Annotated in this window: 28 protein-coding genes and 2 pseudogenes; 17 read left to right on the plus strand and 13 right to left on the minus strand. The window is 46.5% G+C overall.

Annotated elements, in window-relative coordinates; genetic code table 11:
* From CIK04_RS09760 to CIK04_RS09775, 4 genes and pseudogenes are all read right to left on the minus strand, one after another.
* Positions 1–117: pseudogene (locus tag CIK04_RS09760) on the minus strand (flagellin); the annotation flags it as partial.
* A gap of 307 nt (positions 118–424) precedes the next feature.
* A complete protein-coding gene (locus CIK04_RS09765) occupies positions 425–1,558 on the minus strand; it encodes a flagellin (RefSeq protein WP_038963579.1) in 1,134 nt (377 codons plus the stop codon).
* A gap of 141 nt (positions 1,559–1,699) precedes the next feature.
* Positions 1,700–2,602: a Dyp-type peroxidase gene (locus CIK04_RS09770; RefSeq protein ID WP_039451828.1), complete on the minus strand. Its 903-nt coding sequence runs from the start codon at positions 2,600–2,602 to the stop codon at positions 1,700–1,702.
* 62 nt (positions 2,603–2,664) lie between these two features.
* The gene (locus tag CIK04_RS09775; protein WP_017790079.1) at positions 2,665–3,141 is read right to left on the minus strand and encodes a DUF2919 domain-containing protein; all 477 of its coding nucleotides are present in this window, start codon (positions 3,139–3,141) and stop codon (positions 2,665–2,667) included.
* A gap of 102 nt (positions 3,142–3,243) precedes the next feature.
* Here CIK04_RS09775 and CIK04_RS09780 point away from each other — a divergent pair, with 102 nt between their 5' ends.
* On the plus strand, positions 3,244–3,606 hold the full coding sequence (locus CIK04_RS09780; protein ID WP_038941267.1) for a DUF2956 domain-containing protein: 363 nt from the start codon (positions 3,244–3,246) through the stop codon (positions 3,604–3,606).
* A 1-nt stretch (position 3,607) separates the two neighbouring features.
* Entirely contained in the window at positions 3,608–3,940 is a 333-nt protein-coding gene (locus CIK04_RS09785) for a DUF4156 domain-containing protein (RefSeq protein WP_038941268.1), read from the plus strand.
* Between the two features lie 20 nt (positions 3,941–3,960).
* On the opposite strand, the gene CIK04_RS09790 is transcribed toward CIK04_RS09785, so the two are convergent.
* Entirely contained in the window at positions 3,961–4,248 is a 288-nt protein-coding gene (locus tag CIK04_RS09790) for a helix-turn-helix domain-containing protein (RefSeq protein ID WP_026050187.1), read from the minus strand.
* 206 nt (positions 4,249–4,454) lie between these two features.
* On the opposite strand from CIK04_RS09790, the gene CIK04_RS09795 reads away from it, so the two are divergent.
* The 4 genes from CIK04_RS09795 to CIK04_RS09810 are packed head-to-tail and all read left to right on the plus strand — an operon-like array spanning position 4,455 to position 6,841.
* Entirely contained in the window at positions 4,455–4,802 is a 348-nt protein-coding gene (locus tag CIK04_RS09795) for an ArsC family reductase (protein WP_017790076.1), read from the plus strand.
* Between the two features lie 16 nt (positions 4,803–4,818).
* Positions 4,819–5,952 (plus strand): succinyl-diaminopimelate desuccinylase, encoded by a 1,134-nt coding sequence (dapE, locus tag CIK04_RS09800; RefSeq protein ID WP_038941269.1) that lies wholly within the window; start codon positions 4,819–4,821, stop codon positions 5,950–5,952.
* A complete protein-coding gene (locus CIK04_RS09805) occupies positions 5,949–6,650 on the plus strand; it encodes a M15 family metallopeptidase (RefSeq protein WP_017419535.1) in 702 nt (233 codons plus the stop codon). The genes dapE and CIK04_RS09805 overlap by 4 nt, the downstream gene beginning before the upstream one ends.
* Positions 6,635–6,841 (plus strand): DUF2897 family protein, encoded by a 207-nt coding sequence (locus CIK04_RS09810; RefSeq protein ID WP_011079814.1) that lies wholly within the window; start codon positions 6,635–6,637, stop codon positions 6,839–6,841. The genes CIK04_RS09805 and CIK04_RS09810 overlap by 16 nt, the downstream gene beginning before the upstream one ends.
* Before the next feature lie 100 nt (positions 6,842–6,941).
* On the opposite strand, the gene bamC is transcribed toward CIK04_RS09810, so the two are convergent.
* Both bamC and dapA read right to left on the minus strand, forming a co-directional pair.
* Positions 6,942–7,961 (minus strand): outer membrane protein assembly factor BamC, encoded by a 1,020-nt coding sequence (gene bamC / locus CIK04_RS09815; RefSeq protein WP_017419536.1) that lies wholly within the window; start codon positions 7,959–7,961, stop codon positions 6,942–6,944.
* 46 nt (positions 7,962–8,007) lie between these two features.
* Positions 8,008–8,886: a 4-hydroxy-tetrahydrodipicolinate synthase gene (gene dapA, locus CIK04_RS09820; protein ID WP_038941272.1), complete on the minus strand. Its 879-nt coding sequence runs from the start codon at positions 8,884–8,886 to the stop codon at positions 8,008–8,010.
* 380 nt (positions 8,887–9,266) lie between these two features.
* Here dapA and CIK04_RS09825 point away from each other — a divergent pair, with 380 nt between their 5' ends.
* Positions 9,267–9,809, plus strand: a complete 543-nt coding sequence (locus tag CIK04_RS09825) for a glycine cleavage system protein R (protein ID WP_026050189.1) — start codon at positions 9,267–9,269, stop codon at positions 9,807–9,809.
* 13 nt (positions 9,810–9,822) lie between these two features.
* Positions 9,823–10,293 (plus strand): thioredoxin-dependent thiol peroxidase, encoded by a 471-nt coding sequence (bcp, locus tag CIK04_RS09830; protein ID WP_017419538.1) that lies wholly within the window; start codon positions 9,823–9,825, stop codon positions 10,291–10,293.
* A gap of 130 nt (positions 10,294–10,423) precedes the next feature.
* Here bcp and CIK04_RS09835 read toward each other — a convergent pair whose 3' ends face one another.
* A complete protein-coding gene (locus CIK04_RS09835) occupies positions 10,424–11,494 on the minus strand; it encodes an AI-2E family transporter (RefSeq protein ID WP_011150935.1) in 1,071 nt (356 codons plus the stop codon).
* Positions 11,487–11,729, minus strand: a complete 243-nt coding sequence (locus CIK04_RS09840; RefSeq protein ID WP_038941273.1) for a sulfurtransferase TusA family protein — start codon at positions 11,727–11,729, stop codon at positions 11,487–11,489. The genes CIK04_RS09835 and CIK04_RS09840 overlap by 8 nt, the downstream gene beginning before the upstream one ends.
* Positions 11,730–11,914: 185 nt before the next feature.
* On the opposite strand from CIK04_RS09840, the gene CIK04_RS09845 reads away from it, so the two are divergent.
* From CIK04_RS09845 to CIK04_RS09860, 4 genes are read left to right on the plus strand one after another with little or no spacing between them, the layout of a single operon-like run.
* Positions 11,915–13,369 (plus strand): M48 family metallopeptidase, encoded by a 1,455-nt coding sequence (locus CIK04_RS09845; RefSeq protein WP_026050190.1) that lies wholly within the window; start codon positions 11,915–11,917, stop codon positions 13,367–13,369.
* Positions 13,370–13,385: 16 nt separating this feature from the next.
* A complete protein-coding gene (gene arsC, locus CIK04_RS09850; RefSeq protein WP_026050191.1) occupies positions 13,386–13,736 on the plus strand; it encodes an arsenate reductase (glutaredoxin) in 351 nt (116 codons plus the stop codon).
* Between the two features lie 6 nt (positions 13,737–13,742).
* On the plus strand, positions 13,743–14,312 hold the full coding sequence (gene wrbA / locus CIK04_RS09855) for an NAD(P)H:quinone oxidoreductase (protein ID WP_038941492.1): 570 nt from the start codon (positions 13,743–13,745) through the stop codon (positions 14,310–14,312).
* Entirely contained in the window at positions 14,313–14,747 is a 435-nt protein-coding gene (locus tag CIK04_RS09860) for a DUF2069 domain-containing protein (RefSeq protein WP_097352160.1), read from the plus strand. It abuts the gene before it with no gap.
* A gap of 118 nt (positions 14,748–14,865) precedes the next feature.
* Here CIK04_RS09860 and CIK04_RS09865 read toward each other — a convergent pair whose 3' ends face one another.
* Positions 14,866–16,077 (minus strand): DUF2066 domain-containing protein, encoded by a 1,212-nt coding sequence (locus CIK04_RS09865; protein WP_097352159.1) that lies wholly within the window; start codon positions 16,075–16,077, stop codon positions 14,866–14,868.
* Positions 16,078–16,315: 238 nt separating this feature from the next.
* On the opposite strand from CIK04_RS09865, the gene CIK04_RS09870 reads away from it, so the two are divergent.
* Complete coding sequence (locus CIK04_RS09870; RefSeq protein WP_097352158.1) at positions 16,316–17,569, plus strand: uracil-xanthine permease family protein; 1,254 nt, start codon at positions 16,316–16,318, stop codon at positions 17,567–17,569.
* Between the two features lie 126 nt (positions 17,570–17,695).
* Here the strand turns inward: CIK04_RS09870 and upp are convergent, their stop codons facing one another.
* Positions 17,696–18,322, minus strand: a complete 627-nt coding sequence (gene upp, locus CIK04_RS09875) for a uracil phosphoribosyltransferase (protein WP_038941276.1) — start codon at positions 18,320–18,322, stop codon at positions 17,696–17,698.
* Between the two features lie 178 nt (positions 18,323–18,500).
* Between upp and purM the strand changes: the two genes are divergently transcribed.
* Complete coding sequence (gene purM / locus CIK04_RS09880) at positions 18,501–19,541, plus strand: phosphoribosylformylglycinamidine cyclo-ligase (RefSeq protein WP_017790056.1); 1,041 nt, start codon at positions 18,501–18,503, stop codon at positions 19,539–19,541.
* 139 nt (positions 19,542–19,680) lie between these two features.
* Entirely contained in the window at positions 19,681–20,319 is a 639-nt protein-coding gene (gene purN / locus CIK04_RS09885; protein WP_017790055.1) for a phosphoribosylglycinamide formyltransferase, read from the plus strand.
* Between the two features lie 85 nt (positions 20,320–20,404).
* On the opposite strand, the gene CIK04_RS09890 is transcribed toward purN, so the two are convergent.
* Positions 20,405–21,250: a class II glutamine amidotransferase gene (locus tag CIK04_RS09890; protein ID WP_026130669.1), complete on the minus strand. Its 846-nt coding sequence runs from the start codon at positions 21,248–21,250 to the stop codon at positions 20,405–20,407.
* 47 nt (positions 21,251–21,297) lie between these two features.
* Entirely contained in the window at positions 21,298–21,873 is a 576-nt protein-coding gene (gene lpcA, locus CIK04_RS09895; RefSeq protein ID WP_011079797.1) for a D-sedoheptulose 7-phosphate isomerase, read from the minus strand.
* A 341-nt stretch (positions 21,874–22,214) separates the two neighbouring features.
* Between lpcA and fadE the strand changes: the two genes are divergently transcribed.
* Positions 22,215–24,662 carry an acyl-CoA dehydrogenase FadE gene (gene fadE, locus CIK04_RS09900; RefSeq protein WP_097352157.1) on the plus strand — a complete coding sequence of 816 codons (2,448 nt, stop codon included), beginning with the start codon at positions 22,215–22,217 and terminating at the stop codon, positions 24,660–24,662.
* Positions 24,663–24,934: 272 nt separating this feature from the next.
* A pseudogene (locus tag CIK04_RS35505) lies at positions 24,935–25,142 on the plus strand (PAAR domain-containing protein); the annotation flags it as partial.

The raw sequence follows: 25,142 nt of genomic DNA on the forward strand, positions 1-25,142 counted from the left end.
GTTGATTTTGAAACCTGAAGACAGACGCTCCATCGAAGTTTGTTGTGCGCTGTTTGCGTTATTCAGGTAACGCTGTGCTGTCATTGCTGCTACGTTTGTATTTACATTCACTGCCATGATGAATTCTCCAATTGATTTTCCGATATTACGGTTTCCGACGTCTCGGAAAACCAAGTAGTTCTCTCAAAGTTACTTCTATTAACGGCTCGGTTTGGAAATCCTTTAGGAAAAAAATGCGATTTTTTTGAAAAAAGTTTGTTTGAAGGGGTTTTCGTGATTAAAGCGGTAAAAAGTGTAAAAACATCAAAAATAGGACTAAAGATTTGACATGCATTGTCGATAAGAGCGGTTGACTTTTTTCCAGCCCACTCCTGTTAACTTGCTCCCTTTCGTGTCGCAAGCGCTATCCAAGTCATCCCAACACTTATCCCAGCAGGGTCAACGCGAGATTCGGTCCCTTTTTCGCCTGCGCCAAAATGGAAGTACTGACTTGCTGTAAGATCTGTTGTTTGACCATGCGCGTGGTTTCCTTTGCATAGTCTGTATCTTGAATTCGACTGTTTGATGTTGCCAAGTTTTCGTGGATATTGTCGAGGTTATTAATCGCATGGCTGAAGCGGTTTTGATAGGCCCCCAGTTCAGCACGATGGCTATCAACGTACTTCATCGCGGTATCAAGGACAGCCACAGCTTGCTGAGCGCCACCGACAGAAGTAATGTCGATATTATCCACCGCATCGTACCCTTTTAGTTGCAAACCTAGTTCACTGGCTAAGTCTCCTGAAAACGATAACGTTCCTGACGTTTCTTCGCCTGCCATAAACAACTGTAGCTGACCTTCTTCATTCACCGATGCCGTGACTTTGTCAGTCTGACCATTAATGTAGGTCGCAAGCTCTTCGATATCATCGCCGACTTTCGCATTAATTTGGATCGTTTCCGTTTCACCAAAACGATTAGTGAATGACATGCTAAGCGCATTCTCACCCTCTTTTACTTGCCAATCAGAACTGGCACGTCCGTTTGCAATGTAACTGAAGCCCCCCATATCAATACCATCACTGCGCATCGACTTCAGTTGCACTTGCACCGCTTCACCTGACGCCGCCCCTATCTGAAAGGCAGCCGAACCAAAGGAACCATTGAGCAGTTTACGTCCACCAAATGAGGTGGTTTCTGCAATACGATTCAACTCGTCATTTAACGCGGTCATTTCTTCTTGTAAGGCAGTTCTTTCAGCGTGACTATTGGAACCGTTGGCGGATTGCAATGAAAGATCACGCATCCTTTGTAGGATATTGGTGGTTTCATTCATTGCCCCTTCTGCAGTTTGCATAATGGAGATGCCATCATTGGCATTTCGCACCGCGATATCTAAACCACGCATTTGCGACTGAAGACGATTAGAAATTTGCAGCCCTGCCGCATCGTCTTTTGCACTATTAATACGCTTCCCTGAAGACAAACGCTCCAAGGATTGATTCAGCATGTCGGTTGCATTCGCCAGGTGTCGCTGAGCGACCAATGCAGAAACGTTGGTATTAACAGTGATGGCCACGCAATAAAAACTCCAAAATTATGGCTTTGAATACTTATCGACCAAAACAGTCAAAGGTTTAGCTCTATTTGTAACAAAGGCAAAGAAAAAGCCCTTCGCATCTCTGGAAGGGCTTTTTTAATGTCAAATCGAAATCAAGAATTATTTCAGCTTAATAGATGCCAACATTTCTTTCGATGGCGCGAAGAAATACGCACCGGTGACCGCTTTGGTAAAACGCAACAATTGGTCTGTTTTACCATCAGTGACACCATACATACTCTCAAGCATCGCTTTGAAGTTGTGCAATGTGTGGCAGTAGGCGATAAACAGCAAGCCGTGCGCACCCGTCACACTGCCGTAAGGTAGGCTGTGACGAACAATCTTAAGCCCTTTGCCTTCTTCTTTAATGTCCACTCGGCCAACATGCGAGGCAGCAGGGACATCGTCCAGCTCAATAGAATCAGGTTTGGTGCGGCCAATCACTTTCTCCTGAGCCGACACATTCAAGCGATTCCACGCAGGTAGGTTGTGCTCAAATCGCTGTACCATAACATAACTGCCACCAGCAAATTCACCGTCTGGGATCAACGCCACTTCCGCGCGTTTTTCCGCTTTCGGATTTTCAGTGCCATCGACAAACATGGTCATATCGCGTGAATCAAGATAACGATAACCATAGGTTTCATCGACGACTGTGACGTCTTCTGCTACTTCTGACAGCAGTTTGCGCAGCAAGTAGAAATGCAGGTCATGACGTTGGGAATGACAATGCAGTAACACATCCACATCCGTTGAAGGCGCAACAATTTCCCCTTCACCCAATACTGGGAAGTCGATCAGCTCCGCTGGCATCGCCATATCCAGTTGCTGCCAAAACGACTTGCTAAACGCAATAGAAAGCGTCAACTCTGCATCAGGCTGAGATTGGTTGAGCTCTTCAACCAGTGCTGGCAGCGATTGTAATTGAGCCAATACCTTTGCTGGATTGTGGTTGATTTTAAGCAAAGTGTATAACGCGAATGGGCCCGCTTCTGGCAGAATCGCCGTTTGAGCAAGTGACATAATAAACTCCTCTTTTTTGCCCCCAGTGTAGGGCGAAACTGACGGATAATAATTGATGATCGTCAGTTAAGGTTGTCGTCTATGGGTAAATTAGGGACATGAAAACAATCTTTCACCCACTGACTATTGAATACGTAAATACCAAACCAAAGTAATATTAATAGGGTTAATCCATTGGTCCAACTAAACTCGCCGTGTTCCAGATAAACATGGTAGGCCGTCTGTACAATTTGCCCTAACACCAAACATAAGGTGAAACCCCGTCCATAGTTAGTAAGCTTATCAATCCATTGGCGGCCGGGCTTTCTCAATCCCATAATCCACATTAGCAAAACACTTGGAATGCCAATTAGAAGACCTAAATAGAGGGTATGGTTATCAGGGTAAACAATTTGTAAGATCTTATCGCCACTCTCTCGGCTTGCCCCTGCACCAGCAAAGACGACCCAAGCTCGGGCTAAAAAAAACCAACCAAACCAAAGCAACAAAGGTGCTTTGAGATAACCTTGGTTGTCATAGTGATCTATCGAATATCGCAAAATCTAAATCTTAATCAATGGGACTCGCGACACTTTAACGCAAATGATTCAATTAGTAACCCGCAAAGGTTAGACTAATGCCATCTCTTTTACAGCATACATATGATGATGAAACACAACGCAATCACACCGTCACCAGAATCTCAGCAAGAAGCACTCAAAATCGCGAAAGCAACACAAAAGCCTGGGCAGACCAAAGAACAAACCAAACTGATCGCACAAGGCATTGAGAAAGGCATCGCGCTTTATAAAAAGCAGCAAAAAGAGAAGCATCGTCAGGCCGATCGTGCGCGCAAAAAGCAGTTGCGGGACAAAAGTCGCCATCAACAGCAAGAGATGAACGATGACAACGAATACACATTGACCGAACCATCGTCTCCAAGTGCGTTCAGCCAATATCTCCCATGGGGGCTACTGGTCATCAGTTGGGTAGGTTTTGTGCTCTACACCTTCGCAGGGAGATAAAATGAAGAACCTATTTTATGCGTCAGCGGCCTGCTTTGTTTTATCTGGATGCACAACGCCCAGTCAAGCTCCTGTAGTGGGTTCTCAACACATTGAAGTGCGAGTCGATGATCATTTTGACCCTAAAAAATGCCAATATCTCGGAACGGTTACAGGCAACGAAGGGCACTGGTATAGTTACTTATTTTTTTCCAACGATACCATGATGCAAGGTGCGGTGAATGACTTAAAAAACAACGCCAAAACGCTCAATGCGGATACGATTTATGTCATTTCTCATCAAGCCTTTACCACTTCTTATACGCTGTTAGGCACCGCCTACCGCTGCCAATAAAAAAGCCAGCGAATGCTGGCTTAGGCACGAAATCCAAGGCTGCTGGCGATATCTCTCTCACGTTCCATAACCCATTGGCTATCAAATGGTCCCCAGTCTGACAGTTGGTAATAACCATCATTATGACGTCGGCCATCTTGAACAAACATAAGTTCGATTCCAATCCCCGGCAGCGCCTTCAGTACATCTTGAATAGTACGACGAGGCCACCCCGTTTTTTCGATTAACTTAGGCACATTTGGCCTTTCTAGGTTCTCCACCAATAAGGCCAAATACAGCCGCCTTGCGAAAACAGGACTCAATTCCATTGACACCTCCTAAACTTGTGCTAACTCATTATTTCTTTTTTTCTCAGTCTTTTGTTGAGGTTGATCAATAACTCTCCAATCCCCTTAGCGAAAGTGTGAGTTTTTTTGAACTTCAAAATATTCCTGACGATATTTTGTGTGTTCTGTCGCTTCTTGGTAGGATGCAAAACACAACAAAAAAAGAATTAGCCCAAAAGGAAAAACACATGACCATTACCATGTATGGCATCCCTAACTGCGACACGATAAAAAAAGCGAAAAAGTGGTTAGAAGAAGCGGGTATTGACGTTCAATTTCATGATTATCGTAAGCAAGGTATTAACGCGGAACTTGTGAGTGAGTTTTGTCAGCAATTAACTTGGGAGCAAGTGCTTAATAAGCGCGGCACGACCTTCCGTCAGTTGACTGACGAGCAAAAAGAATCGCTCAATGAGACAACCGCCGTTGATTTGTTAGTCGCACACCCTGCGATGATCAAACGCCCAATTTTGCGAGTCAATGACCAGCTACACGTTGGTTTTAAAGCAGAACAGTATTCAAAAATTTTCAATTAATGAAGGATTATCAAGGATGACAGACAGCCCTGTACTGGCTTTAACTAAAGATCTCATCAGTCGCCAGTCGGTAACCCCCGAAGACGCCGGTTGCCAAGATGTCATGATAGCGCGCCTAGAAGCACTTGGTTTTACCATTGAGCGCATGGTGTTTGAAGATACCACCAACTTTTGGGCCCGCCGTGGCACACAAGCGCCACTCTTCGCCTTTGCAGGCCATACTGACGTGGTGCCCGCTGGAAAATTAGAGCATTGGCACACACCGCCTTTTGAGCCGACCGAAAAAGAGGGCTATTTGTATGGCCGTGGGGCTGCGGATATGAAAGGCTCATTGGCAGCCATGATCGTTGCGACAGAACGTTTTATCGCAGAACATCCCGATCATCAGGGCTCCATCGGTTTCCTGATCACCTCAGATGAGGAAGGCCCATTTATCAATGGCACGGTTCGCGTTGTGGAAACGTTGATGGCGCGCGATGAAAACATCGACATGTGTATTGTCGGCGAGCCCTCAAGCACCGAAGTCGTCGGTGATGTGGTTAAAAATGGTCGTCGAGGTTCGATCACGGGTGACTTGACCGTAAAAGGAACTCAAGGCCATGTGGCTTACCCTCATCTGGCGGACAACCCTGTGCACAAATCGCTTTTGGCAATCCACGCCCTAGCGACCACTGAGTGGGACAAGGGGAATGAATACTTTCCACCAACCAGCTTCCAGATCCCGAACGTACAAGCTGGCACTGGTGCCTCCAACGTCATCCCAGGAGAGTTCCACGTCCAGTTCAACTTACGCTTTAGTACCGAGCTTTGCAACGAGCGAATTGTTGAACGAGTGACTCAAACACTCGACCAACATGACCTCAGTTACGATCTCAAATGGACGTACAACGGCGACCCATTCTTGACGGATACTGGTGCCTTACTCGATGCCGTGGTGGATGCCGTCGATAGCGTCAACCAAACCAAACCAGCATTGCTTACTACCGGTGGCACATCTGACGGACGCTTTATCGCACGAATGGGTGGACAAGTGGTTGAGCTGGGACCGGTGAACGCCACCATCCATAAAGTGAACGAGTGCGTGAAGATCGATGACTTAGAAAAGCTTACCGATATGTACCAGAAAACATTGGAAAACTTATTGGCATGAACACCATTGAGCAGCTGACTGGCAGCGAAACATCTCATTTAGAACACGTTTTAGTGGGGGAAAAGTGGTTTTGGCTCCACCCTGAGGTGAAAAATGATCTTTTCGCTCTGCTAGAAGCGGCTCAAACCGCTGGTTTTAAAATGGAAATTGCCAGCGGTTTTCGTGATTTTCAGCGTCAAAAGGCCATTTGGAATGGTAAGTTTTCCGCTGCAACACCGATCCTCGATCACCATTCGCAGCCCATGGATAAAAGCTTGCTCAGTGACAGCGAAAAAATGTGGGCCATCCTCCGCTGGTCCGCTTTACCTGGCGCCAGCCGCCATCACTGGGGGTGCGATTTTGATGTCTTTGCACGCAATCTATTGCCCGAAAACGAATCGCTCAAACTGGAACCTTGGGAATACCTCTCTGGACACCAGCAAGCGTTCCATATCTGGCTAAAAGAGAACTTGTCCCGCTTTGGTTTTTTCTTTCCCTATGAGGAAGATTTAGGAGGCGTGGCTGCAGAGCCTTGGCATATCAGCCATCTAGCAATATCTCAGCAGTGCCTAACCCTACTAACACCAGAGAAACTCCGTCAACAATTGGAACTTCATCCCATTGACGGGCAGGAACAAGTGCTCTCTAATCTTACTCTGATCTACAATCAATTTATCGCCAACATTTGTACACCGGAGGCTGTATGCAAGAAATCTTAACCAATCCTTGGGTCATCAGCTTTGTGGTACTCAGTGTCATCGTTGGTAACATCGCGGCGCTAAAATACACCGCCAAAATGAAAATAGGCCAAGTGGATAAACTGAAAGACAAAAGCGATCTTGATAAGCTCAACGAGCTTGATCAAAAAAAGCAGCAATCGGCCCACAACGATGATGAGCTTTCAAGATAGTCTGATTGAGATCTTGGCTAACGCCAAAAACAAGTGCGCACACAAATGGCAAATAGCAAATAGCAAAAAGGGCCATCAAGCCCCTTTTACTTTTTCTCTTTTACTCTTTCTTAACCACCGCGGCTAAGACAGGTGCCATCGATTTCAAAAACGCTTCCTCAACCGGTTTACCCGAAGAGTCGGTCACGTTAATGGATGTACGGTTACCCAAATCACCAAACAAGAATGTGTAAGTGCCTGACTTAAGCTCCATCGGCTTCACACCGATTTCATTCCAGAATTCATCATCTGGCGAGGCGTATTTCGCTTTGATGGTGCCTTGAGATTGGTTGCGCTCGTCAATCGTGAAACCCATTTTCGGAAGAATCATTGGAAGACGCTGCCAAAGCACATTGTACGGAGTACGTGCAATGATGACAGGGAAGCCACTTCTATCGGTACCCATAGTAATAGGGATTTGCTTCACCAGTTCCTGAGCTCGACGCTGCGCTTCATCGCGTTTGACTTGGTCATACTGAGACGTCACCAAATTGGTCATAAACACGTTGTAGCGCTCTTTATTGGTGACCGTTACTGGCTTAAGCTCAGTGCCTTCTCGCCAATCAACCAAATTGATCTTAAAACCATGACGATTGTTTGCTTCGAAGCGGTCAATTGCATATCGGCTACCGATTTCCATCTCTTCATCTTCAGAGCGCCACGTAACCCAACCCGTCTCGATGTGAGTATCGGATTGCATGTCGATCGGAATTTGACGCTCAGCCAGCATATCTTTCACCGTTTGCCACACTTCATCCGCTTCTTCTTGCTTGATCAGCCAAAGCGTGACTTCTCCCTGATTGCGCTCATAACGTGCACCCGGGATCAATTCCAAAATTTGCTGAGGTGGACGGATATCCACTTGCTTACCAATGCCACCCGCAAACTCACCCTGAGGGATATTGTAATTTGGATAAAATTGAGGGGTTGCCCCTTCAGGTAATTGCCACTGCTCAAGTGGTGGTGTTTCTAGGTAAGCAAAGTCATCCTTTGCCTGACGGCGTTGTGTGGCGCTACCAGAACAGGCAGACAAAACAAAAACAGCCAGCGAGCTAAGCACTAACTGACGAGAAAACTTCATTGAAACTCCTAAAGCGCCGGATGTTCTCCGGCGTGACTACATTCTCTTAGTAAATCCCTGCGTCGGTCATTGCTTGTGCAACGATCGGATGACATTTTTCCGATAACTCAGTCAACGGTAAACGTAAATGCCCGCATTCAATCAAACCAAGTTGCGTCGCTGCCCATTTCACTGGAATTGGGCTAGATTCGATAAACAAGTTTTTATGCAGTGGCATCAGACGTTGATTGATCACTTCCGCTTCGTCAAAACGACCTTCAAGGGCCAAACGGAACATATCCGCCATATCTTTTGCAGCAATATTGTTGGTAACCGAAATCACGCCTTGACCGCCAAGTTTGACGAAATCTAGGCCTGTCGCATCATCACCACTTAGTAAGATAAAATCTTCGCCACAAAGTTCACGATGAATTGCAACTCGATTTAAATCACCTGTCGCATCTTTTAGTGCAACGATGTTTTCGAGCTCAGCCAAACGAGCAACGGTCTCTGGCAAAAGGTCAACCGCAGTACGCCCAGGCACATTGTACAGAATTTGGGGAACGTTACTCACTTCAGCAATCGCTTTGTAATGCTGGAATAGGCCTTCTTGCGTTGGCTTATTGTAGTATGGAGTAACACTCAGGCATGCATCGATACCTGAATCATTCAGCAGACGGCTGAAGGTCACCGACTCATGGGTAGCATTTGCTCCCGTGCCAGCGATCACTGGGATTCGACCATTAACAAACTCAACCGTTTTGTTGACTACTTTTACGTGCTCTTCAACCGTCAGTGTTGAAGACTCTCCTGTGGTACCCACAGCCACGATACCGTTCGTACCAGCAGCGATGTGATATTCAACTAATTTTTGCAGACCATCAAAGTCTACTTCTCCATCGGCTTTGAACGGCGTAAGTAACGCAACGATACTTCCTGATAACATGTCTTTCTCCCTCATTTAATCCTTCCTGCATGGTACTGTAAGGCGATTCAAAAAAACAAGAGCGCAAACTCGCTTCCTGAATACTAGTGGATGAATATTTGAGTTGATTGGTGATTTATGTAGCCAAACCGCCCCTCAATCGAAGGTTCAGAGCCTTCAACCCGGCTTCTTAGGGGATATTTGACAATAAGCGATTCGCTCGGAAAAGCGAGTTTTGCTCAACTATAATGAGACTAGGGGGAAGGCTTGTCAGCGTCTGGTGAATTCCAAGCCCCTCAACACAGTGTTCCCTAACATAAAAAACGGAAGCGACTCGACATTTTCCATAAACTTCTGTGTTACCATCCGGAAAAAACAAAATGCACAATAAGAGCGAATCTATGACTCAACATCTGGTAATTACCGCAATGGGCACGGATCGGCCAGGCATCTGTAACCAGGTCGTCCAACTGGTGACGCGTGCGGGTTGTAACATTATTGACAGTCGAATCGCCATTTTTGGCAATGAGTTTACCCTCATCATGCTGCTGTCTGGCAACGCGAATGGCGTCACTCGAGTCGAGACCACTTTACCACTGCTCGGCCAAGAACATGACCTCATCACCATAATGAAGCGAACGTCGGCTCATCACCCAACGACAAATTGCTACACCATTGAGGTGTTTGTTGAATCGGATGACCGCGTCGGCCTCACTGAAAAATTCACACAGTTCTTTGCAGAAAAGCAAATCGGCCTGAGCGCACTCAGTGCCCAAACCATCGATAAAGCCACGGTACAAATGGAGCAAAACCAGTTCCACATCGCGATTACGGCACACGTACAAAACGAATCCAATTTAATGCAGATTCAGGAAGATTTTAATGATCTTTGCCGTTCGCTGAACGTACAAGGCACGCTGAACTTTATAAAAAACACCCTTTAAAAGGAAGAATGACATGAATATGCTGCAAGCAGGCTCTCCTGCTCCAGAATTTTCTTTGCCTGATCAAAATGGAAATCTTGTCTCGCTCAAAGACCTCAAAGGAAAAAAAGTTCTCTTTTACTTCTACCCAAAAGCAATGACTCCCGGTTGTACCGTTCAGGCTCAAGGCCTACGTGACATCCATAGCGAGCTCGCAAAACATAATGTGGTTGTGTTGGGCGTCAGTATCGATCCAGTCAAACGTCTGGGTAAGTTTATTGAACGAGATTCTCTCAACTTCACTTTGCTGTCCGATGAAGATCACGCCGTTGCTGAGCAATTTGGTGTTTGGGGCGAGAAAAAGTTCATGGGCAAAGTGTACGATGGCTTACACCGTATTAGTTTCCTCATCAACGAGGAAGGTGTCATTGAACACGTCTTTGATAAGTTCAAAACCAAAGACCACCATGAAGTGGTTCTTAATTATCTTGAACAGAGTAAATAAGACGAGTTAAGCACCTTTGCTTACCCATCAGACCAATAATAAGCCCAGCGTGTTCGCTGGGCTTTCTTTCCTTGTCTTTTCTTTTTTGAGCAGTGTTACCAATAACTGAATGGCGTGAGATAACACAATCTTAGGATGGTTGTGCTTCGTGCTCATCTTGACTTGGCAGTGCTTTCCAAACCGCTTTCACTAAGGTCGCCAACGGGATAGCAAAGAACACGCCCCAAAATCCCCATAGACCACCAAACACCAAAACCGCGACAATGATGGCCACTGGATGCAGGTTCACCGCTTCAGAAAAGAGAACCGGAACAAGCACGTTACCATCGAGGGCTTGAATGATGCCATACGCAATAAGCAACGTATAAAATTCGGTTGAGATCCCCCACTGGAACAACGCGACAATCGCGACGGGAACCGTTACCGCCGCTGCACCAATGTATGGAATGAGCACGGAAAGGCCAACCGCCACTGCGAGCAACGCCGAATACCTCAGGTCCAAAATGGCGAAAGTAACATAACTCACCCCACCAACAATCAAGATTTCCAGCACTTTGCCGCGGATGTAGTTGGAGATTTGCTCGTTCATCTCATGCCACACTTTATTGGCTAAGTTGCGATTCTTTGGCAGCAAACCGCTGGCCATGCGCATCATTTCTTCTTTGTCTTTGAGTAAGAAGAACACCAGCAAAGGCACTAGAATGAGGTATACCGCTAAGGTTGCAATACTGATCAAAGAAGCCAATGAACCTTTAACGACACTCTCTCCCATTCCCAACACTTTGTTTTTCGCGTTGGTGACAATCGCTTCTACGATTTGTAAGTTGGCCAACTCAGGATAACGTTCAGGCAGCGATGCAATAAACTGCTGCAGCCCGTTGTACATGTTAGGAATGTCATTGATTAAGTTACCCACCTGGGTCCAAATGGTTGGAATCAATCCAAACAGCGCAATCAACATCAATCCGATAAACAGAAGAATCACGGCGATCACGCCAACGGTTCTCGGTACACCAAAGCGACGAAGTTGTGCAACTGGCCATTCCAACAAATAGGCCAAAACAATGGCAACTAACAACGGAGCCAGCAAGTGGCCAAAGAAATAGATCGTCACAAAACCAAATAGCAGGATAGCCACTAAGCTGACGGCATGGGGGTCTGAAAAACGGCGCTTATACCAGCGGTTGATCATTTCAAACATCTTGTGACATTTCCTTATTAAAAGTGATAGTCAGGAGGTAATCTTCCTGTTCCATGGTTGTCTCGACGAGAAACGGACGCGATTGAAGATACTTGACGATATCGCGCATCGAACTGTGGTCGGATAGTTGAATAACTAATTGACTTCCTTCCGATAACTCTGCACTGTGGCGCTTAGCCAAAAGTAATGACATTGGGCAGCGTTGTTGCCTAAGATCGAGTCGCTTACGTTCCATCTTCTCGCCTAAAACTGATGATAGGGGTGATATTGTAAAGTGTTTTTTTACAGGTGCCAGCATTTATCAAAGTTTGATTTGCAGTTTAAGTAAGGGACTGGCATTTTCTTTTGTAACACTTTACGAAACCAATTAGCCAGCAATGGGTCTTAATATTGCAGCTATATGGAGAGTTAATCATTACTATGTTAAACCGCGCGCGTACCATTATTAGTTTATCTGTCGCTTTGACTTTAGCTTTGCCAACACCTGTTTGGGCCAATTCAATTGATTTGCCAGACATTGGGACAGCGGCAGGTGCCACGCTGTCGATCGATCAAGAATTAATCTATGGTGATGCCTACATGCGCATGCTGCGCAGCAGCAAACCCATCGTCAATGACCCTGTCATTAACGAGTATATCGATTCTCTCGGCCACCGCTTGGTTGCCAATGCCAACGATGTAAAAACGCCCTTTCATTTCTTCATGATCCGTGACCGAAACATCAACGCATTTGCCTTTTTTGGTGGTTACGTCGCCTTGCACTCAGGCCTGTTTCTTCATGCTCGAACAGAAAGTGAGTTGGCGTCCGTTGTGGCACACGAAATCGCCCACGTTACTCAACGACATCTGGCTCGCAGCATGGAAGAGCAAGCAAGACGCTCTCCTGCAACCCTTGCGGCATTAGCAGGCTCACTGTTACTGGCCATCGCCGCGCCAGAAGCGGGTATTGCTGCAATCACAGCGACAACCGCAGGAAATATGCAAAGCCAGATCAACTACACGAGAAGCAATGAAAAAGAAGCCGATCGCTTCGGTATCAATACGCTTGCAAAGGCTGGCTTTGATGTGCAAGCCATGCCCACTTTTTTCTCTCGTTTGGCTGATGAATACCGTTACGCAAGCACGCCGCCACCGATGCTGCTGACGCACCCGCTGCCTGAGGATCGAATTACCGACAGCCGTGCTCGTGCACAGTCGTATCCTCCGCATCGCGTGAATCCATCACTCGACTATCACCTCACTCGAGCTCGAATTGTCGCTCGCTACGCAGGTATTGACTCCGATGCGGCTATGGACTGGTTTGCTCGTACGGAGAAAAAAGCAACGCCAGACCTCAAGCCGGCCTTTGAATATGGCAGAGCGCTGGTGCATTTAGACAAAAAAGAATTAGATCAAGCTGAAACGATTTTGGCCCGATTAATTAAAAATGAGGGTAACAATCCTTTCTATCTTGATGCGCTATCTGATCTCTATATCGAGCAGAAACAGCCAGAGAAAGCGATCGCAATGTTAAAAAGTGCGTTAGAACGCATTCCCAACAACAAGGTTCTAACGATAAACTACGCCAATGCTTTGCTCGAAGCAGATAAAACCGAAGAAGCGATCCGTGTATTGCAACGTTATACGCATGATAATCCAGAAGACACCAATGGATGGCATCTGCTTTCGCGCGCCAATATCGCCATTGGTAACAGTGGTGAAGACCTCGCGTCACGTGCGGAAATTCTGGCGCTGCAAGCCAACTGGAACAAAGCGATCCAATACTATACGCAAGCCAGCCAACTGGCCGAGTTAGGGAGTTTGCAGCAGGCAAGATACGACGCGCGCATTGACCAACTCATGGTCCAACGAGATCGCTTCCTCGCATTACAATAAATACATGGAGAATCCTATGTCAGTCGTGATTTATCACAATCCACGCTGCTCAAAGAGCCGTCAAACCCTCGAACTATTGGAACAAAATGGCGTGACGCCTGAAGTGGTGAAGTACCTTGAAACGCCACTGAATGTAGAACAACTTAAGGCCCTTTACGCTCAATTGGGCTTCTCTTCTGTCCGTGACATGATGCGGACAAAAGAAGACCTGTATAAATCGCTCTCTTTAGGTGATGACAAGGTCTCTGACGAACAACTGTTTAATGCGATGGCAGAAAACCCATCACTTTTTGAACGCCCTGTCGTGGTCGCTAATGGCCAAGCTCGTATTGGTCGCCCACCTGAGCAAGTATTAGAGATTTTGTAATTGTCAGTGACTACTCAGCTGTTGGTGCTGTACTACAGCCGTCACGGAAAAACCAAACTACTTGCTCGCCAAATTGCCCGGGGAATTGAATCCATTCCCCATTGCGAAGCAGCCCTGCGCACCGTTACAGAATTGAACGCCAGCTCACAACAAGCATCAGAGCCTATTGTTACTCTGGATGAGTTGCGTAACTGTGACGGGCTTGCTTTGGGAAGCCCCGTTTGGTTTGGTGCAATGGCAACGCCACTAAAGCACTTTTGGGATCAAACCTCACCGCTGTGGTTGAATGGATCTTTGATTGATAAACCAGCCTGTGTTTTTACTTCATCAAGTAGTATGCACGGGGGTCAAGAAACGACGCTACAGAATATGATGGTCCCACTACTGCATCACGGCATGTTGATTTTGGGTATTCCTTATTCGGAGCCTGATCTGCACCAAACACAATCCGGTGGTACCCCATATGGCGCAAGTAGTGTTGGGCATGAAAGTTCACTCACCACAGAAGAAATTCGCTTGGCGCAACAATTAGGAAAGCGCTTGGCACTGGTTGCCAAAAAGCAAAAGGAGTCGTAGATGTCTGATGTCGACATGAGTCCAAAAACACAGCAGTACCGCTATTTGGCCTTGTTTGGCAATTTATCGCTGTTACTGTGGGTTGTACTTTGGCAATTGGCGTTATCGCCACACCCTCATTTAAGTTCCACTACCCTCGCGATCGCATGGTGTATTCCCCTGCTTTTACCATTACCAGGTATTTTGGCGGGTAAGCCGTACACCCATGCTTGGGCAAACTTTGTTTTAATGCTCTATTTTTTACACGCTTTAACGATTTTGTACGTCGATGGCGGCGAGCGTTGGCTGGCTTTGGTGGAGTTGTTGCTCACCACGTTAGGCTTTGCTGGCAATATTTTCTTTGCTAGGGCGCGTGGTCAAGAACTCGGTATGAAGTTGAAAAAGCTATCGCAAGTCGAAAAAGAAGAGAAAGCGAAGTTTGGTAATCAGCCGTAACATCATGGCTTTTGGCCCCACTGTCACAATAAGCAAAAAAAAACAGCCAACGATCGACGTTGGCTGTTTTTTTATCTAACGACTAGCAGTATTAGAAACTGATATCACGAGAAGCAACCTAACTTAACCACTCAAACACCATTTGATATTTTAGCTTAGCTGGCGGTTGTTCGACCGCCACTGGCGAATTAGTGTTCGCCTCATTCAGTGTTGGCATGATGGGCTCAATGGCGGGTTCACCCACCTCATCACTTTTTGTCAGTGCGTCATTTTTTGTTGGCTGAACTTGCGTCTCAATTGGCTGTGCTGGCACGGCGTTTTCTTCATCTTCTACCAGCAACGGATCATCAAACTTGGTGATTTTGGACAGCTTTGTGGCTTCTTGTTCAAACGCTTCTTGCGAAGCCAGCAAGTGCACACGCAACATCAACTCATTCCCTTTGATTTCTAATACATCAAGATTGGCCACTGAGTTCAACGACGTGAGGGTCTTTTCTAACGTAAAGAAATCAATTGCGTTGTTGATGTTTAAAAACTTCACCACGACCGATTCTGAAGACTCACCAAGAACAACGACGGCGCTACGTTTAGCATAAAAATCGGCAACAGCGTTAATCAGTTGTGTCGCTGCATCACCGCCATTGGCACTTCCGGTGACAGGCGCAACATTCGAACGCACGATAGCGCCAGGAGATTGATCGTACAAGTTCCAACGCAGTGAATTACCTTGAGCACGAATCACCAACACGCCATCCACAGGGTAGCGACCGCTGGCTAAACTGATCGGTTTGGCAAAGCCTCCCCACAAGTCCGACACTTCAATACCGGTAATATCGTCAAAGTCACCTACAGGCAACGTCAATGGCAAACCACGATCACGAGCGGCTTGCTTCAATTGGTCAGAAACGCTGCTCGCCGAGTGCTCCCACACGATCTTGCGATCATAGTTTTGCTCTTCCACCAACCAAACCAACAGATTATTGCGGTTTGTTGACCAAAAAGGCAGTTGGGCTTGCGTTAATAGCGAGCGAATTTGCGCATCATTAAAAAGCAACTTCAGGGTCATGACATCCCCTTCTTTGCCATAGCTCAATTGCGAAATATAACGGGCGCTGGATTGAAGTGCCTTTGTCACAACGGGATTATCAACCGAGTCTTGGTAACCGGATGCTCGAACAATAACCTGCTTCATTGCCTGCTGACGAGCTAACTCTTCACCTTTGTCTTTTGTGCTGTCAATCGCGACTTCTGTGCGGTAGATATCCACCTGAGTTAATGCATAAGCGGGCAGCGATAAACACCCGATCATCAATAGAGCTAAATAACGCATATAAGTCCTAAGTTACTTCTTGAGATGTCAGATGATAAGCAACTCTCCCATCATGAGCAAGAAAACAGCAGATTTTTACTGCACTTCTCAGTCAAGTGAATAAAAAGCTCTCAATTCGTTTGATTTACGGACAAACAGCAGCAATCTAGCAAAAAATTGATCAAAAATACTTAGCAAACGTTTGCAAAGTGATAGAATCCCGCGAATTTATCTGCATAGTTATTAATAGGGAGCCTTTATGAAAAATGCTTTACAGGGTGCACAAATGTTATTTGTCGCATTCGGTGCCTTGGTACTTGTACCTTTGCTGACCGGATTGGACCCTAACGTCGCTTTATTTGGTGCAGGTATCGGCACCTTATTATTCCAATTGATCACCAAACGAAGCGTTCCCATTTTTCTAGCCTCCTCTTTCGCTTTTATTGCTCCAATCATGTTTGGTATTCAAACTTGGGGTATTGGCGCAACCATGGGTGGCTTAATGGCAGCAGGTTTGGTTTACGTTGCACTTGGCGCGATGATCAAAGTACGTGGTGTGGGCTTCATTCACAAAATTTTACCACCTGTCGTCGTCGGCCCGGTGATCATGGTTATCGGCCTTGGTCTTGCGCCAACGGCGGTCAACATGGCGGTAGGTAAAACTGGTGATGGTGCGGTTCAACTCATCAATGGTGATGCTGCAATCATCATCTCCGCAGTTTCACTCTTCACGACGATTGCGCTGAGCGTATTTGCAAAAGGTTTCCTAAAGCTGGTTCCTATCGTCGGTGGTATCTTGGCAGGTTACTCGGTTTCACTATTCTACGGAGTGGTTGACTTTACACCGGTGGCTCAAGCCGCTTGGCTGGCCATGCCAAACTTCACCACACCTGAGTTCAACATCAATGCGATTCTATTCATGATCCCTGTTGCAATCGCTCCTGCGGTAGAGCACGTAGGTGACATGTTGGCAATCTCTAACGTCACAGGTAAAAACTACCTGAAAAAACCAGGACTACACCGCACGATTGCTGGTGACGGGGTTGCCACCATTGCTGCATCAATGGTTGGTGCACCACCAAACACAACCTACAGTGAAGTTACTGGCGCAGTGATGCTCACCAAAGCTTACAACCCAGTCATCATGACATGGGCTGCCATCACCGCTATTGTTCTTGCGCTCGTCGGTAAATTAGGCGCTACCCTACAAACCATTCCCGTTCCTGTGATGGGCGGTATTATGATTCTTCTCTTTGGTTCGATTGCCACAGTAGGTCTTAATACATTAATCAAGAATCACGTAGATCTGCATAAATCTCGCAACCTTGTGATTGTCGCGGTGACACTGGTGTTTGGTATTGGTGGTATGGCTTTTGGTATTGGCGAGTTCAGCCTACAGGGCGTAAGTCTATGTGGTATCGTGGCGATTATTCTTAACCTTATCCTTCCGCATGACATGGGTGAAAACCACGTAGTGGATAACGCTCAGATGGAAGAAGAAGCACAAAACTAATTGTTAAATGAAGCTAGGTTCGGTGATCCACACCTTAGTCGCCGAACGTAAAGCAATCCGAATAAAAAAATGCCTGGTCAGTGACCAGGCATTTTTTATTCACTTGCATTAAACAGATCGGAAAGATTACTTGGTACCGAAAATCTTGTCACCAGCATCACCAAGACCAGGGACAATGTAGCCCTTGTCATTCAGTTTCTCATCGATAGCAGCACAGTACAGTTCAACATCTGGGTGTGCTTTCTCTAGCGCTTCAATACCTTCTGGCGCAGCAACCAACACCAACACTTTGATTTGCTGACAACCTTTCTCTTTAATTAGATCGATCGTTGCGATCATAGAGCCGCCCGTTGCAAGCATTGGATCAACTACCAATGCAATACGCTCTTCCATGTTAGAAGCCAGCTTGTTGAAATATGGGATTGGCTCTAATGTTTCTTCATCACGGTAAATACCCACCACGCTGATACGTGCACTTGGCATGTGCTCAAGCACGCCATCCATCATGCCTAGACCAGCACGTAGGATTGGCACAACCGTTACTTTTTTGCCCTTGATTTGATCCACTTCAACTGGGCCATTCCAACCTTCAATGGTCACTTTTTCCGTTTCAAAATCTGAAGTTGCTTCGTAAGTTAAAAGACTACCAACTTCAGTGGCTAGCTCACGAAAACGCTTAGTGCTGATATCACCTTCTCTCATCAAACCAATTTTGTGTTTTACAAGAGGGTGTTTTACTTCAACAACTTTCATGTCCATCTCCGGCAATATAGATAAAATTTACATAAACTTGCCGATTATAAACGATTTCGTACAGAATTTCTCGTTACATTGCACAACAAAAAAACTTGCGCAAACGTTTGCTCTTTATATTCCAGCCCTGATAGAATAGCGCCGTTTTCATATCCAACTTCAAACCGAGGACTTCCCCGTGAGTGGTAACAACTCTTCTCTTAGCTATAAAGATGCTGGTGTAGATATTGATGCAGGCAACGCCCTGGTTGAGCGTATTAAAGGTTCTGTAAAACGTACACGTCGCCCTGAAGTAATGGGTGGCATTGGTGGTTTTGGTGCTTTATGCGAACTGCCAACGAAGTACAAGCAACCTGTTCTAGTTTCTGGCACTGATGGCGTTGGCACCAAGCTGCGCTTAGCTCTGGATATGAACAAGCACGACACCATTGGTATTGATCTCGTTGCTATGTGTGTAAACGATTTGATCGTACAAGGCGCTGAACCTCTGTTTTTCCTTGATTACTACGCAACGGGCAAGCTGGATGTTGATGTGGCTGCGGATGTTATTTCGGGCATCGCGGAAGGTTGTATTCAAGCAGGTTGTGCTTTGATCGGCGGTGAAACCGCAGAAATGCCAGGCATGTACGATGGCGAAGACTACGACGTTGCAGGCTTCTGTGTCGGTGTAGTAGAGAAAGAAGACATTATCGACGGTACTAAAGTCGCGGTAGGTGATGCATTGATCGCTGTCGGTTCAAGTGGCCCACATTCAAACGGCTACTCATTAGTGCGTAAAATCCTCGAAGTGTCTGGCGCAGACAAAAATGAGGAGCTTGCAGGCCGCACTATTGGTGAGCACCTACTTGAGCCAACCAAAATTTACATCAAGTCTGCACTCAAAATGATTGAGCAACATGACATTCACGCTATCTCGCACATCACTGGCGGCGGTTTCTGGGAAAACATCCCACGCGTATTACCAGAAGGCACCAAAGCGGTGATCGATGGAAAGAGCTGGGAATGGCCAGTCATTTTCCAATGGCTGCAAGAAAAAGGAAACGTGGCTACGCGCGAAATGTACCGTACATTCAACTGTGGTGTTGGTTTGATTGTGGCACTACCTCAAGATCAAGCGGAAGCTGCGGTTACGCTGCTTCAACAAGAAGGTGAAAAAGCGTGGGTGATTGGTGCGATTGCTCAGGCCGAAGCTGGCGAAGAGCAAGTTGAAATCAACTAAGCTGCAAAACCTAAAATAACTTCAGAATGAGGACGCTATGTCCTCATTCTGCTATTTGGCACACTGAAACCCCTGCAAAAAGCAGGTATTTTCTTGCAATACAGTGATCTTAAGAACCAGCAGTAAATGGACAGTGGTTATGAAAAAAATCGTGGTACTGATTTCCGGCAGCGGCAGTAACCTGCAAGCCATTCTTGAAGCATGCGAGTGTGATACAAGCCAAGCCAAAGTGTGTGCGGTTTTCTCAAACAAAGCCGACGCTTACGGCCTTGAACGAGCCAAACAGTTTTCGGTACCCGCTCACTACATCGATCCCAAAGCTTTTACCGATAGAGAAAGCTTTGATCGTGAATTGATGAAAGCGATGGACGAGTACCAACCCGACATCGTCGTACTGGCTGGCTACATGCGCATTCTGAGTGGTGAATTTGTACGTCACTATTTAGGAAAAATGGTCAATATACACCCTTCCCTCTTGCCTAAATACCCCGGCCTTCATACCCACCAGCGCGCTATCGATGCCGGAGACAGTGAACACGGCACCAGTGTGCATTTTGTCACGGAAGAGTTAGATGGTGGCCCAGTGATCTTACAGGCGAAAGTACCTGTTTTTGCAGAAGATGACGCACAAAGCCTAGCAGAACGAGTGTTAACGCAAGAGCACAGCATCTATCCCTTAGTGGTGAAATGGATGGCAGAAGAGCGACTTGCCATGCAACAAGGTGTGGCCTATCTCGATGGCCAACCCCTTGGCGGCGCTGGTTACGCTGCAGAGTAAGGCGATTTATTGTCGTCACTCTACGTCGAAAGAAAAATGGGTTGCTTATCGCAACCCATTTTCAATACAAACTCGCAATACCGTTTTATTCCAGTGGTTCCGTCGGCGCTTGGCAGCTTGGTTTTGCTGCTGCAAACGGGACATCGAGCAATAAATGTGCGTTACTGCTTACTCGCTCGCCAAAGTGAAACAGGCCGTACTCCCCAGGTTTCATTCTCTGCCAAGTTTCATTACCCGTAAGTGGCTGAGTCGCAATCACAGAGACAACGTCGTTAGGGGTGGTCTCTTCTTGAAAGTTTATCTCAACATCTTCATCCAGCAACGCGGCGTTGCCAAAAGGTGCTCGACGCGTGATCCAGTAAAGATGGTTGGTACAATACGTCATCACATACTCGCCATCACTGAGCAGCATGTTGAACACTCCTTTTTCTCGCAAGGTTTCACAGCAAGAGGCAAGGTAAGCAAACACCTGTTCCATATCCTGAGGAATATCAGGATAGCGCAGTTCCAATTGATTCATCAGCCAGCAAAACGCTTTTTCGCTGTCCGTTTGCCCTACAGGACGATGTCGCCCGGTATCCAACGATTGATAGTCTGTGAGCTGGCCATTGTGTGCAAATGTCCAATATCGCCCCCAAAGCTCACGAGTGAATGGGTGGGTATTTTCTAAAGAAACACCACCTCGATTCGCTTGGCGAATATGGCTGATCACCGAACAACTTTTAATCGGATAACTTTGCACCAACTCCGCAATCTTCGATTCACAACTTGGATTTGGGTCTTTGAAGGTTCTAAATCCCTTTCCTTCATAGAAAGTGATGCCCCAACCATCTCTATGTGGTCCGGTTTTACCGCCTCGTTGCATCAAGCCAGTAAAACTAAAACAGATGTCTGTTGGCACATTGGCGCTCATACCGAGCAATTCACACATCGAACAAAACTCCCTGAACAAAATCGATACGGGTTACCCCGAACAGATTACTCCATTTCTTTCTCAATCAATTGGATGATGATATGGATAATTTTAATATGCACTTCTTGAATACGGTCTGCGTAACCAAAGTGTGGTACTCGGATTTCAACATCCGCAAGACCCGCCATTTTACCGCCATCTTTACCCGTCAGAGCGATGGTTTTCATGCCCTTGGCTTTCGCCGCTTCAATCGCTTTCAGAATGTTGCCTGAATTGCCTGACGTTGATAGACCAAACAGCACATCGCCTTTACGACCGACCGCTTCAACGTAGCGAGAAAATACATAGTCATAACCAAAGTCGTTACTGACACAAGAAAGATGACTTGGATCTGAAATCGCAATACCCGCGTAACCAGGGCGATTTTCACGGTAACGACCCGTTAGTTCTTCGGCAAAATGCATCGCATCACAGTGTGAACCACCGTTACCACAAGACAGTACTTTGCCATCTTGCTTAAAAGATTCGGCAATCATTTTCGCTGCAGCTTCAATTTGCGCAATGTTGTGATCGTCGCTTAGGAATTTATTTAGTACGTCAGCAGCTTCAGTTAACTCATTTCTAATCAGATCTTGGTACATACGATGTTCTCTTTATCTTGGTTTATCACGTTATACGTCGATGTTTGCTGAGCGACAGCCTAGCTAACATAGCAATACGCTGAGTTTACCCATAAACAGGAAATAGTGTCGACACCGAAGCCTCAGTTTTCGCGGATTTGTAAAGCGATTCGCCCAAAGCTGCTTAGGAAATCACCATGGAAATCTCAATTTTAGAATTTTCACTCTACTCAGATCACTTTTTGCTCAGAATTGTGTTTTACATTTCTTTAATATTTTGATTACACTTAAACCAACTGGTTTGACCTCTTACCAAAACACAGACGTATAACACAACGAATTGTCTGAAAAGGAACCTACATATGGACATCTTGCTCTCCCTACTCGCGATGACCTTGATATTGGGCGTGACGCTCTATCATCGAATGTCATTAGTCAAATCCGTCACCTTGTTGACCGCCACGATGCTGCTGTTAACTTTCTCCGGTTACGTCGGCTCAATCGGCTGGCTGAGTTACTTCTTAGCGCTGGCGGTATTCGCTATGCCCTCTATACGCCAATCGCTCATCAGTGCAAAAGCGCTCGGCTTGTTTAAGCAAGTGCTTCCTGCCATGTCCCAAACGGAAAAAGAAGCGTTGGATGCAGGTACCGTTTGGTGGGAAGCGGAGCTTTTCAAAGGCAAGCCAGAATGGAAAAAGCTACACGCCATTCCAGCACCAAAACTCTCTGCTGAAGAGCAAGCCTTCCTCGATGGTCCGGTAAATGAAGTGTGTGCCATGGTAAGCGATTACCAAGTGACGCATGAGCTGGCCGATCTGCCTCCTGAAGTTTGGCAATATCTCAAAGATCACAAATTCTTCGCCATGATCATTAAGAAGAAATACGGTGGCCTTGAGTTTTCTGCTTACGCGCAATCTTTGGTGCTGCAAAAACTGACTGGTGTCTCTGGTGTTCTTTCTTCGACCGTTGGCGTACCAAACTCTTTGGGCCCTGGTGAGCTTTTGCAACATTACGGTACAGAAGAGCAGAAAAATTACTATCTTCCTCGCCTTGCAGAAGGTAAAGAGATCCCCTGTTTTGCCCTAACCAGCCCTGAAGCGGGTTCGGATGCGGGTTCCATTCCAGATGACGGTGTGGTGTGTAAAGGCGAATGGGAAGGCAAAGAAGTCTTGGGCATGCGCCTAACATGGAACAAGCGCTACATTACCCTTGCCCCTGTTGCAACGGTTTTGGGTCTTGCTTTCAAACTTCGCGATCCTGAAGGCTTACTCGGCGAGCAAGAAGATCTTGGTATTACTTGTGCGCTTATCCCAACAGACATTAAAGGGGTTGAAATCGGCAACCGTCATTTCCCTCTCAATGTACCATTCCAGAACGGCCCAACGCGTGGCCAAAATATTTTCGTACCGATCGACTTCATTATCGGTGGCCAAAAAATGGCAGGCCAAGGCTGGCGCATGCTGGTTGAATGTCTCTCTGTTGGTCGCGGTATTACCCTGCCTTCAAACTCAACCGGTGGTATCAAGTCCGCTGCATTGGCAACCGGTGCTTACTCGCGCATTCGTCGCCAATTTAAACAGCCTATCGGCCATCTTGAAGGTGTAGAAGAAGCGTTAGCACGCTTAGGTGGTAACGCGTATGTGATGGACGCAGCGAGCAACCTTACCGTTGCCGGTATCGACCTTGGTGAGAAACCATCGGTCATCTCCGCGATTGTGAAATACCATTGTACTCACCGTGGTCAACGCAGCATCATCGATGCAATGGATATCGTTGGTGGTAAAGGCATTTGCCTTGGTCCCTCTAACTTCCTTGCTCGTGGCTACCAAGGTTCACCCATCGCCGTCACAGTGGAAGGGGCAAACATCCTCACTCGCTCTATGATCATCTATGGTCAAGGCGCCATTCGTTGCCATCCCTATGTACTAAAAGAGATGGAAGCCGCCTACTCGGACAAATCGGATGCGGTAGAACAGTTCGATGCAGCCTTGGCTGGCCACGTCAGCTTTACCATGAGCAACCTTGTGCGCAGCATTTGGTTTGGTTTGACCGATGGTTTTGGCTCGAGCGCCCCAACGCACGACGCTACCAAACGTTACTACCAGAAGCTCAATCGCTATAGCGCTAACATGGCATTATTGTCAGACATTTCAATGGCCGTGCTAGGTGGCTCATTGAAGCGTCGTGAGCGTCTATCAGCCCGCTTAGGCGATATCCTCAGTCAGCTTTACTTGAGCTCAGCGACCTTAAAACGCTTTGAACAAGATGGTCGCCCTGTAGAAGACCTGCCTTTGGTTCACTGGGGCTTGCAAGACAGCTTGAAGCAAACAGAAGTGGCCATTGATGAGTTTCTGGCTAACTTCCCGAACCCGATTATCGGTGAAGCCTTGCGCGTCTTGATCATGCCATTTGGCCGTGTGCGCAAAGCACCAAGCGACAAAATCGATAGCCAAGTGGCTCGCATACTACAAACCCCAAGCGCGACACGTAGCCGCATTGGTCGCAATCAGTATTTGCAACCAACAGAGCACAACGCAGCAGGCAAGATTGAGCTAGCACTGTCTGTGATTTTGCAAGCAGAACCTGTGTTTGACAAAGTGTGTAAAGCGCAAGGTAAGCGCCGACCATTCTTACGTTTGGATGCCATTGCAGAGGAAGGGCTAGCACAAGGCATTATTTCTCAAGATGAAGCCGATTTGCTCAAAGAAGCAGAGCAACATCGTCTGTACACCATCAATGTTGATGACTTTGAGCCAGAGCATCTGGCGGCAAAAAAGTCTCATACCGATGTGATGGATAACGTTGCTTAGTCACCACAAAAGTATCACAAGTACAACGGGAGCCGAGCTCCCGTTTTTTTATGTATAAAGAATCTCACCACCTTTCAATAAACCTCTTATTCAGCGGCAAAAACACCAAAGTTGCGTTACGTGTTTTAATTAGAAATAAAAACTTAATTATCAGTTACATATATCGTTGCTATCGTTCGCATTCCAATCAAAAACCAATCATATTGCATTGCTACTTCACTGCTTTGGTCTTGATAATCTCGCCATTCAAACCATTGCGTAGGTAGAGCACATTGAGTAAAAAGCCAGCGGCACGTATCTCCGATTTTCACGTCTGCCCTAAAAGACGGGTAAAGTCCCCCATGTGGGGGGACCAATCGTTAACGGCTCTCCAAATGTGTTCATTGAGGGGCTTCCAGCTGCGCGCGAAGGCGATTCAATCGTATGTGTAGGCCCAGCAGATAGTATATCTGGCGGATCATCGTCAGTTTTTATTAACGG

This window comes from Vibrio sp. 03_296 (assembly GCF_002265885.1).

What these genes read in the sequence shown, in the direction of transcription:
- CIK04_RS09770 (WP_039451828.1), bottom strand. Translation starts at nt 2,602, where the DNA reads ATGTCACTTGCTCAAACGGCGATTCTGCCAGAAGCGGGCCCATTCGCG.
- CIK04_RS09780 (WP_038941267.1), top strand. Translation starts at nt 3,244, where the DNA reads ATGATGATGAAACACAACGCAATCACACCGTCACCAGAATCTCAGCAA.
- CIK04_RS09785 (WP_038941268.1), top strand. Translation starts at nt 3,608, where the DNA reads ATGAAGAACCTATTTTATGCGTCAGCGGCCTGCTTTGTTTTATCTGGA.
- CIK04_RS09790 (WP_026050187.1), bottom strand. Translation starts at nt 4,248, where the DNA reads ATGGAATTGAGTCCTGTTTTCGCAAGGCGGCTGTATTTGGCCTTATTG.
- CIK04_RS09795 (WP_017790076.1), top strand. Translation starts at nt 4,455, where the DNA reads ATGACCATTACCATGTATGGCATCCCTAACTGCGACACGATAAAAAAA.
- dapE (WP_038941269.1), top strand. Translation starts at nt 4,819, where the DNA reads ATGACAGACAGCCCTGTACTGGCTTTAACTAAAGATCTCATCAGTCGC.
- CIK04_RS09805 (WP_017419535.1), top strand. Translation starts at nt 5,949, where the DNA reads ATGAACACCATTGAGCAGCTGACTGGCAGCGAAACATCTCATTTAGAA.
- CIK04_RS09810 (WP_011079814.1), top strand. Translation starts at nt 6,635, where the DNA reads ATGCAAGAAATCTTAACCAATCCTTGGGTCATCAGCTTTGTGGTACTC.
- bamC (WP_017419536.1), bottom strand. Translation starts at nt 7,961, where the DNA reads ATGAAGTTTTCTCGTCAGTTAGTGCTTAGCTCGCTGGCTGTTTTTGTT.
- dapA (WP_038941272.1), bottom strand. Translation starts at nt 8,886, where the DNA reads ATGTTATCAGGAAGTATCGTTGCGTTACTTACGCCGTTCAAAGCCGAT.
- CIK04_RS09825 (WP_026050189.1), top strand. Translation starts at nt 9,267, where the DNA reads ATGACTCAACATCTGGTAATTACCGCAATGGGCACGGATCGGCCAGGC.
- bcp (WP_017419538.1), top strand. Translation starts at nt 9,823, where the DNA reads ATGAATATGCTGCAAGCAGGCTCTCCTGCTCCAGAATTTTCTTTGCCT.
- CIK04_RS09835 (WP_011150935.1), bottom strand. Translation starts at nt 11,494, where the DNA reads ATGTTTGAAATGATCAACCGCTGGTATAAGCGCCGTTTTTCAGACCCC.
- CIK04_RS09840 (WP_038941273.1), bottom strand. Translation starts at nt 11,729, where the DNA reads ATGGAACGTAAGCGACTCGATCTTAGGCAACAACGCTGCCCAATGTCA.
- CIK04_RS09845 (WP_026050190.1), top strand. Translation starts at nt 11,915, where the DNA reads ATGTTAAACCGCGCGCGTACCATTATTAGTTTATCTGTCGCTTTGACT.
- arsC (WP_026050191.1), top strand. Translation starts at nt 13,386, where the DNA reads ATGTCAGTCGTGATTTATCACAATCCACGCTGCTCAAAGAGCCGTCAA.
- CIK04_RS09860 (WP_097352160.1), top strand. Translation starts at nt 14,313, where the DNA reads ATGTCTGATGTCGACATGAGTCCAAAAACACAGCAGTACCGCTATTTG.
- CIK04_RS09865 (WP_097352159.1), bottom strand. Translation starts at nt 16,077, where the DNA reads ATGCGTTATTTAGCTCTATTGATGATCGGGTGTTTATCGCTGCCCGCT.
- CIK04_RS09870 (WP_097352158.1), top strand. Translation starts at nt 16,316, where the DNA reads ATGAAAAATGCTTTACAGGGTGCACAAATGTTATTTGTCGCATTCGGT.
- upp (WP_038941276.1), bottom strand. Translation starts at nt 18,322, where the DNA reads ATGAAAGTTGTTGAAGTAAAACACCCTCTTGTAAAACACAAAATTGGT.
- purN (WP_017790055.1), top strand. Translation starts at nt 19,681, where the DNA reads ATGAAAAAAATCGTGGTACTGATTTCCGGCAGCGGCAGTAACCTGCAA.
- CIK04_RS09890 (WP_026130669.1), bottom strand. Translation starts at nt 21,250, where the DNA reads ATGTGTGAATTGCTCGGTATGAGCGCCAATGTGCCAACAGACATCTGT.
- lpcA (WP_011079797.1), bottom strand. Translation starts at nt 21,873, where the DNA reads ATGTACCAAGATCTGATTAGAAATGAGTTAACTGAAGCTGCTGACGTA.
- fadE (WP_097352157.1), top strand. Translation starts at nt 22,215, where the DNA reads ATGGACATCTTGCTCTCCCTACTCGCGATGACCTTGATATTGGGCGTG.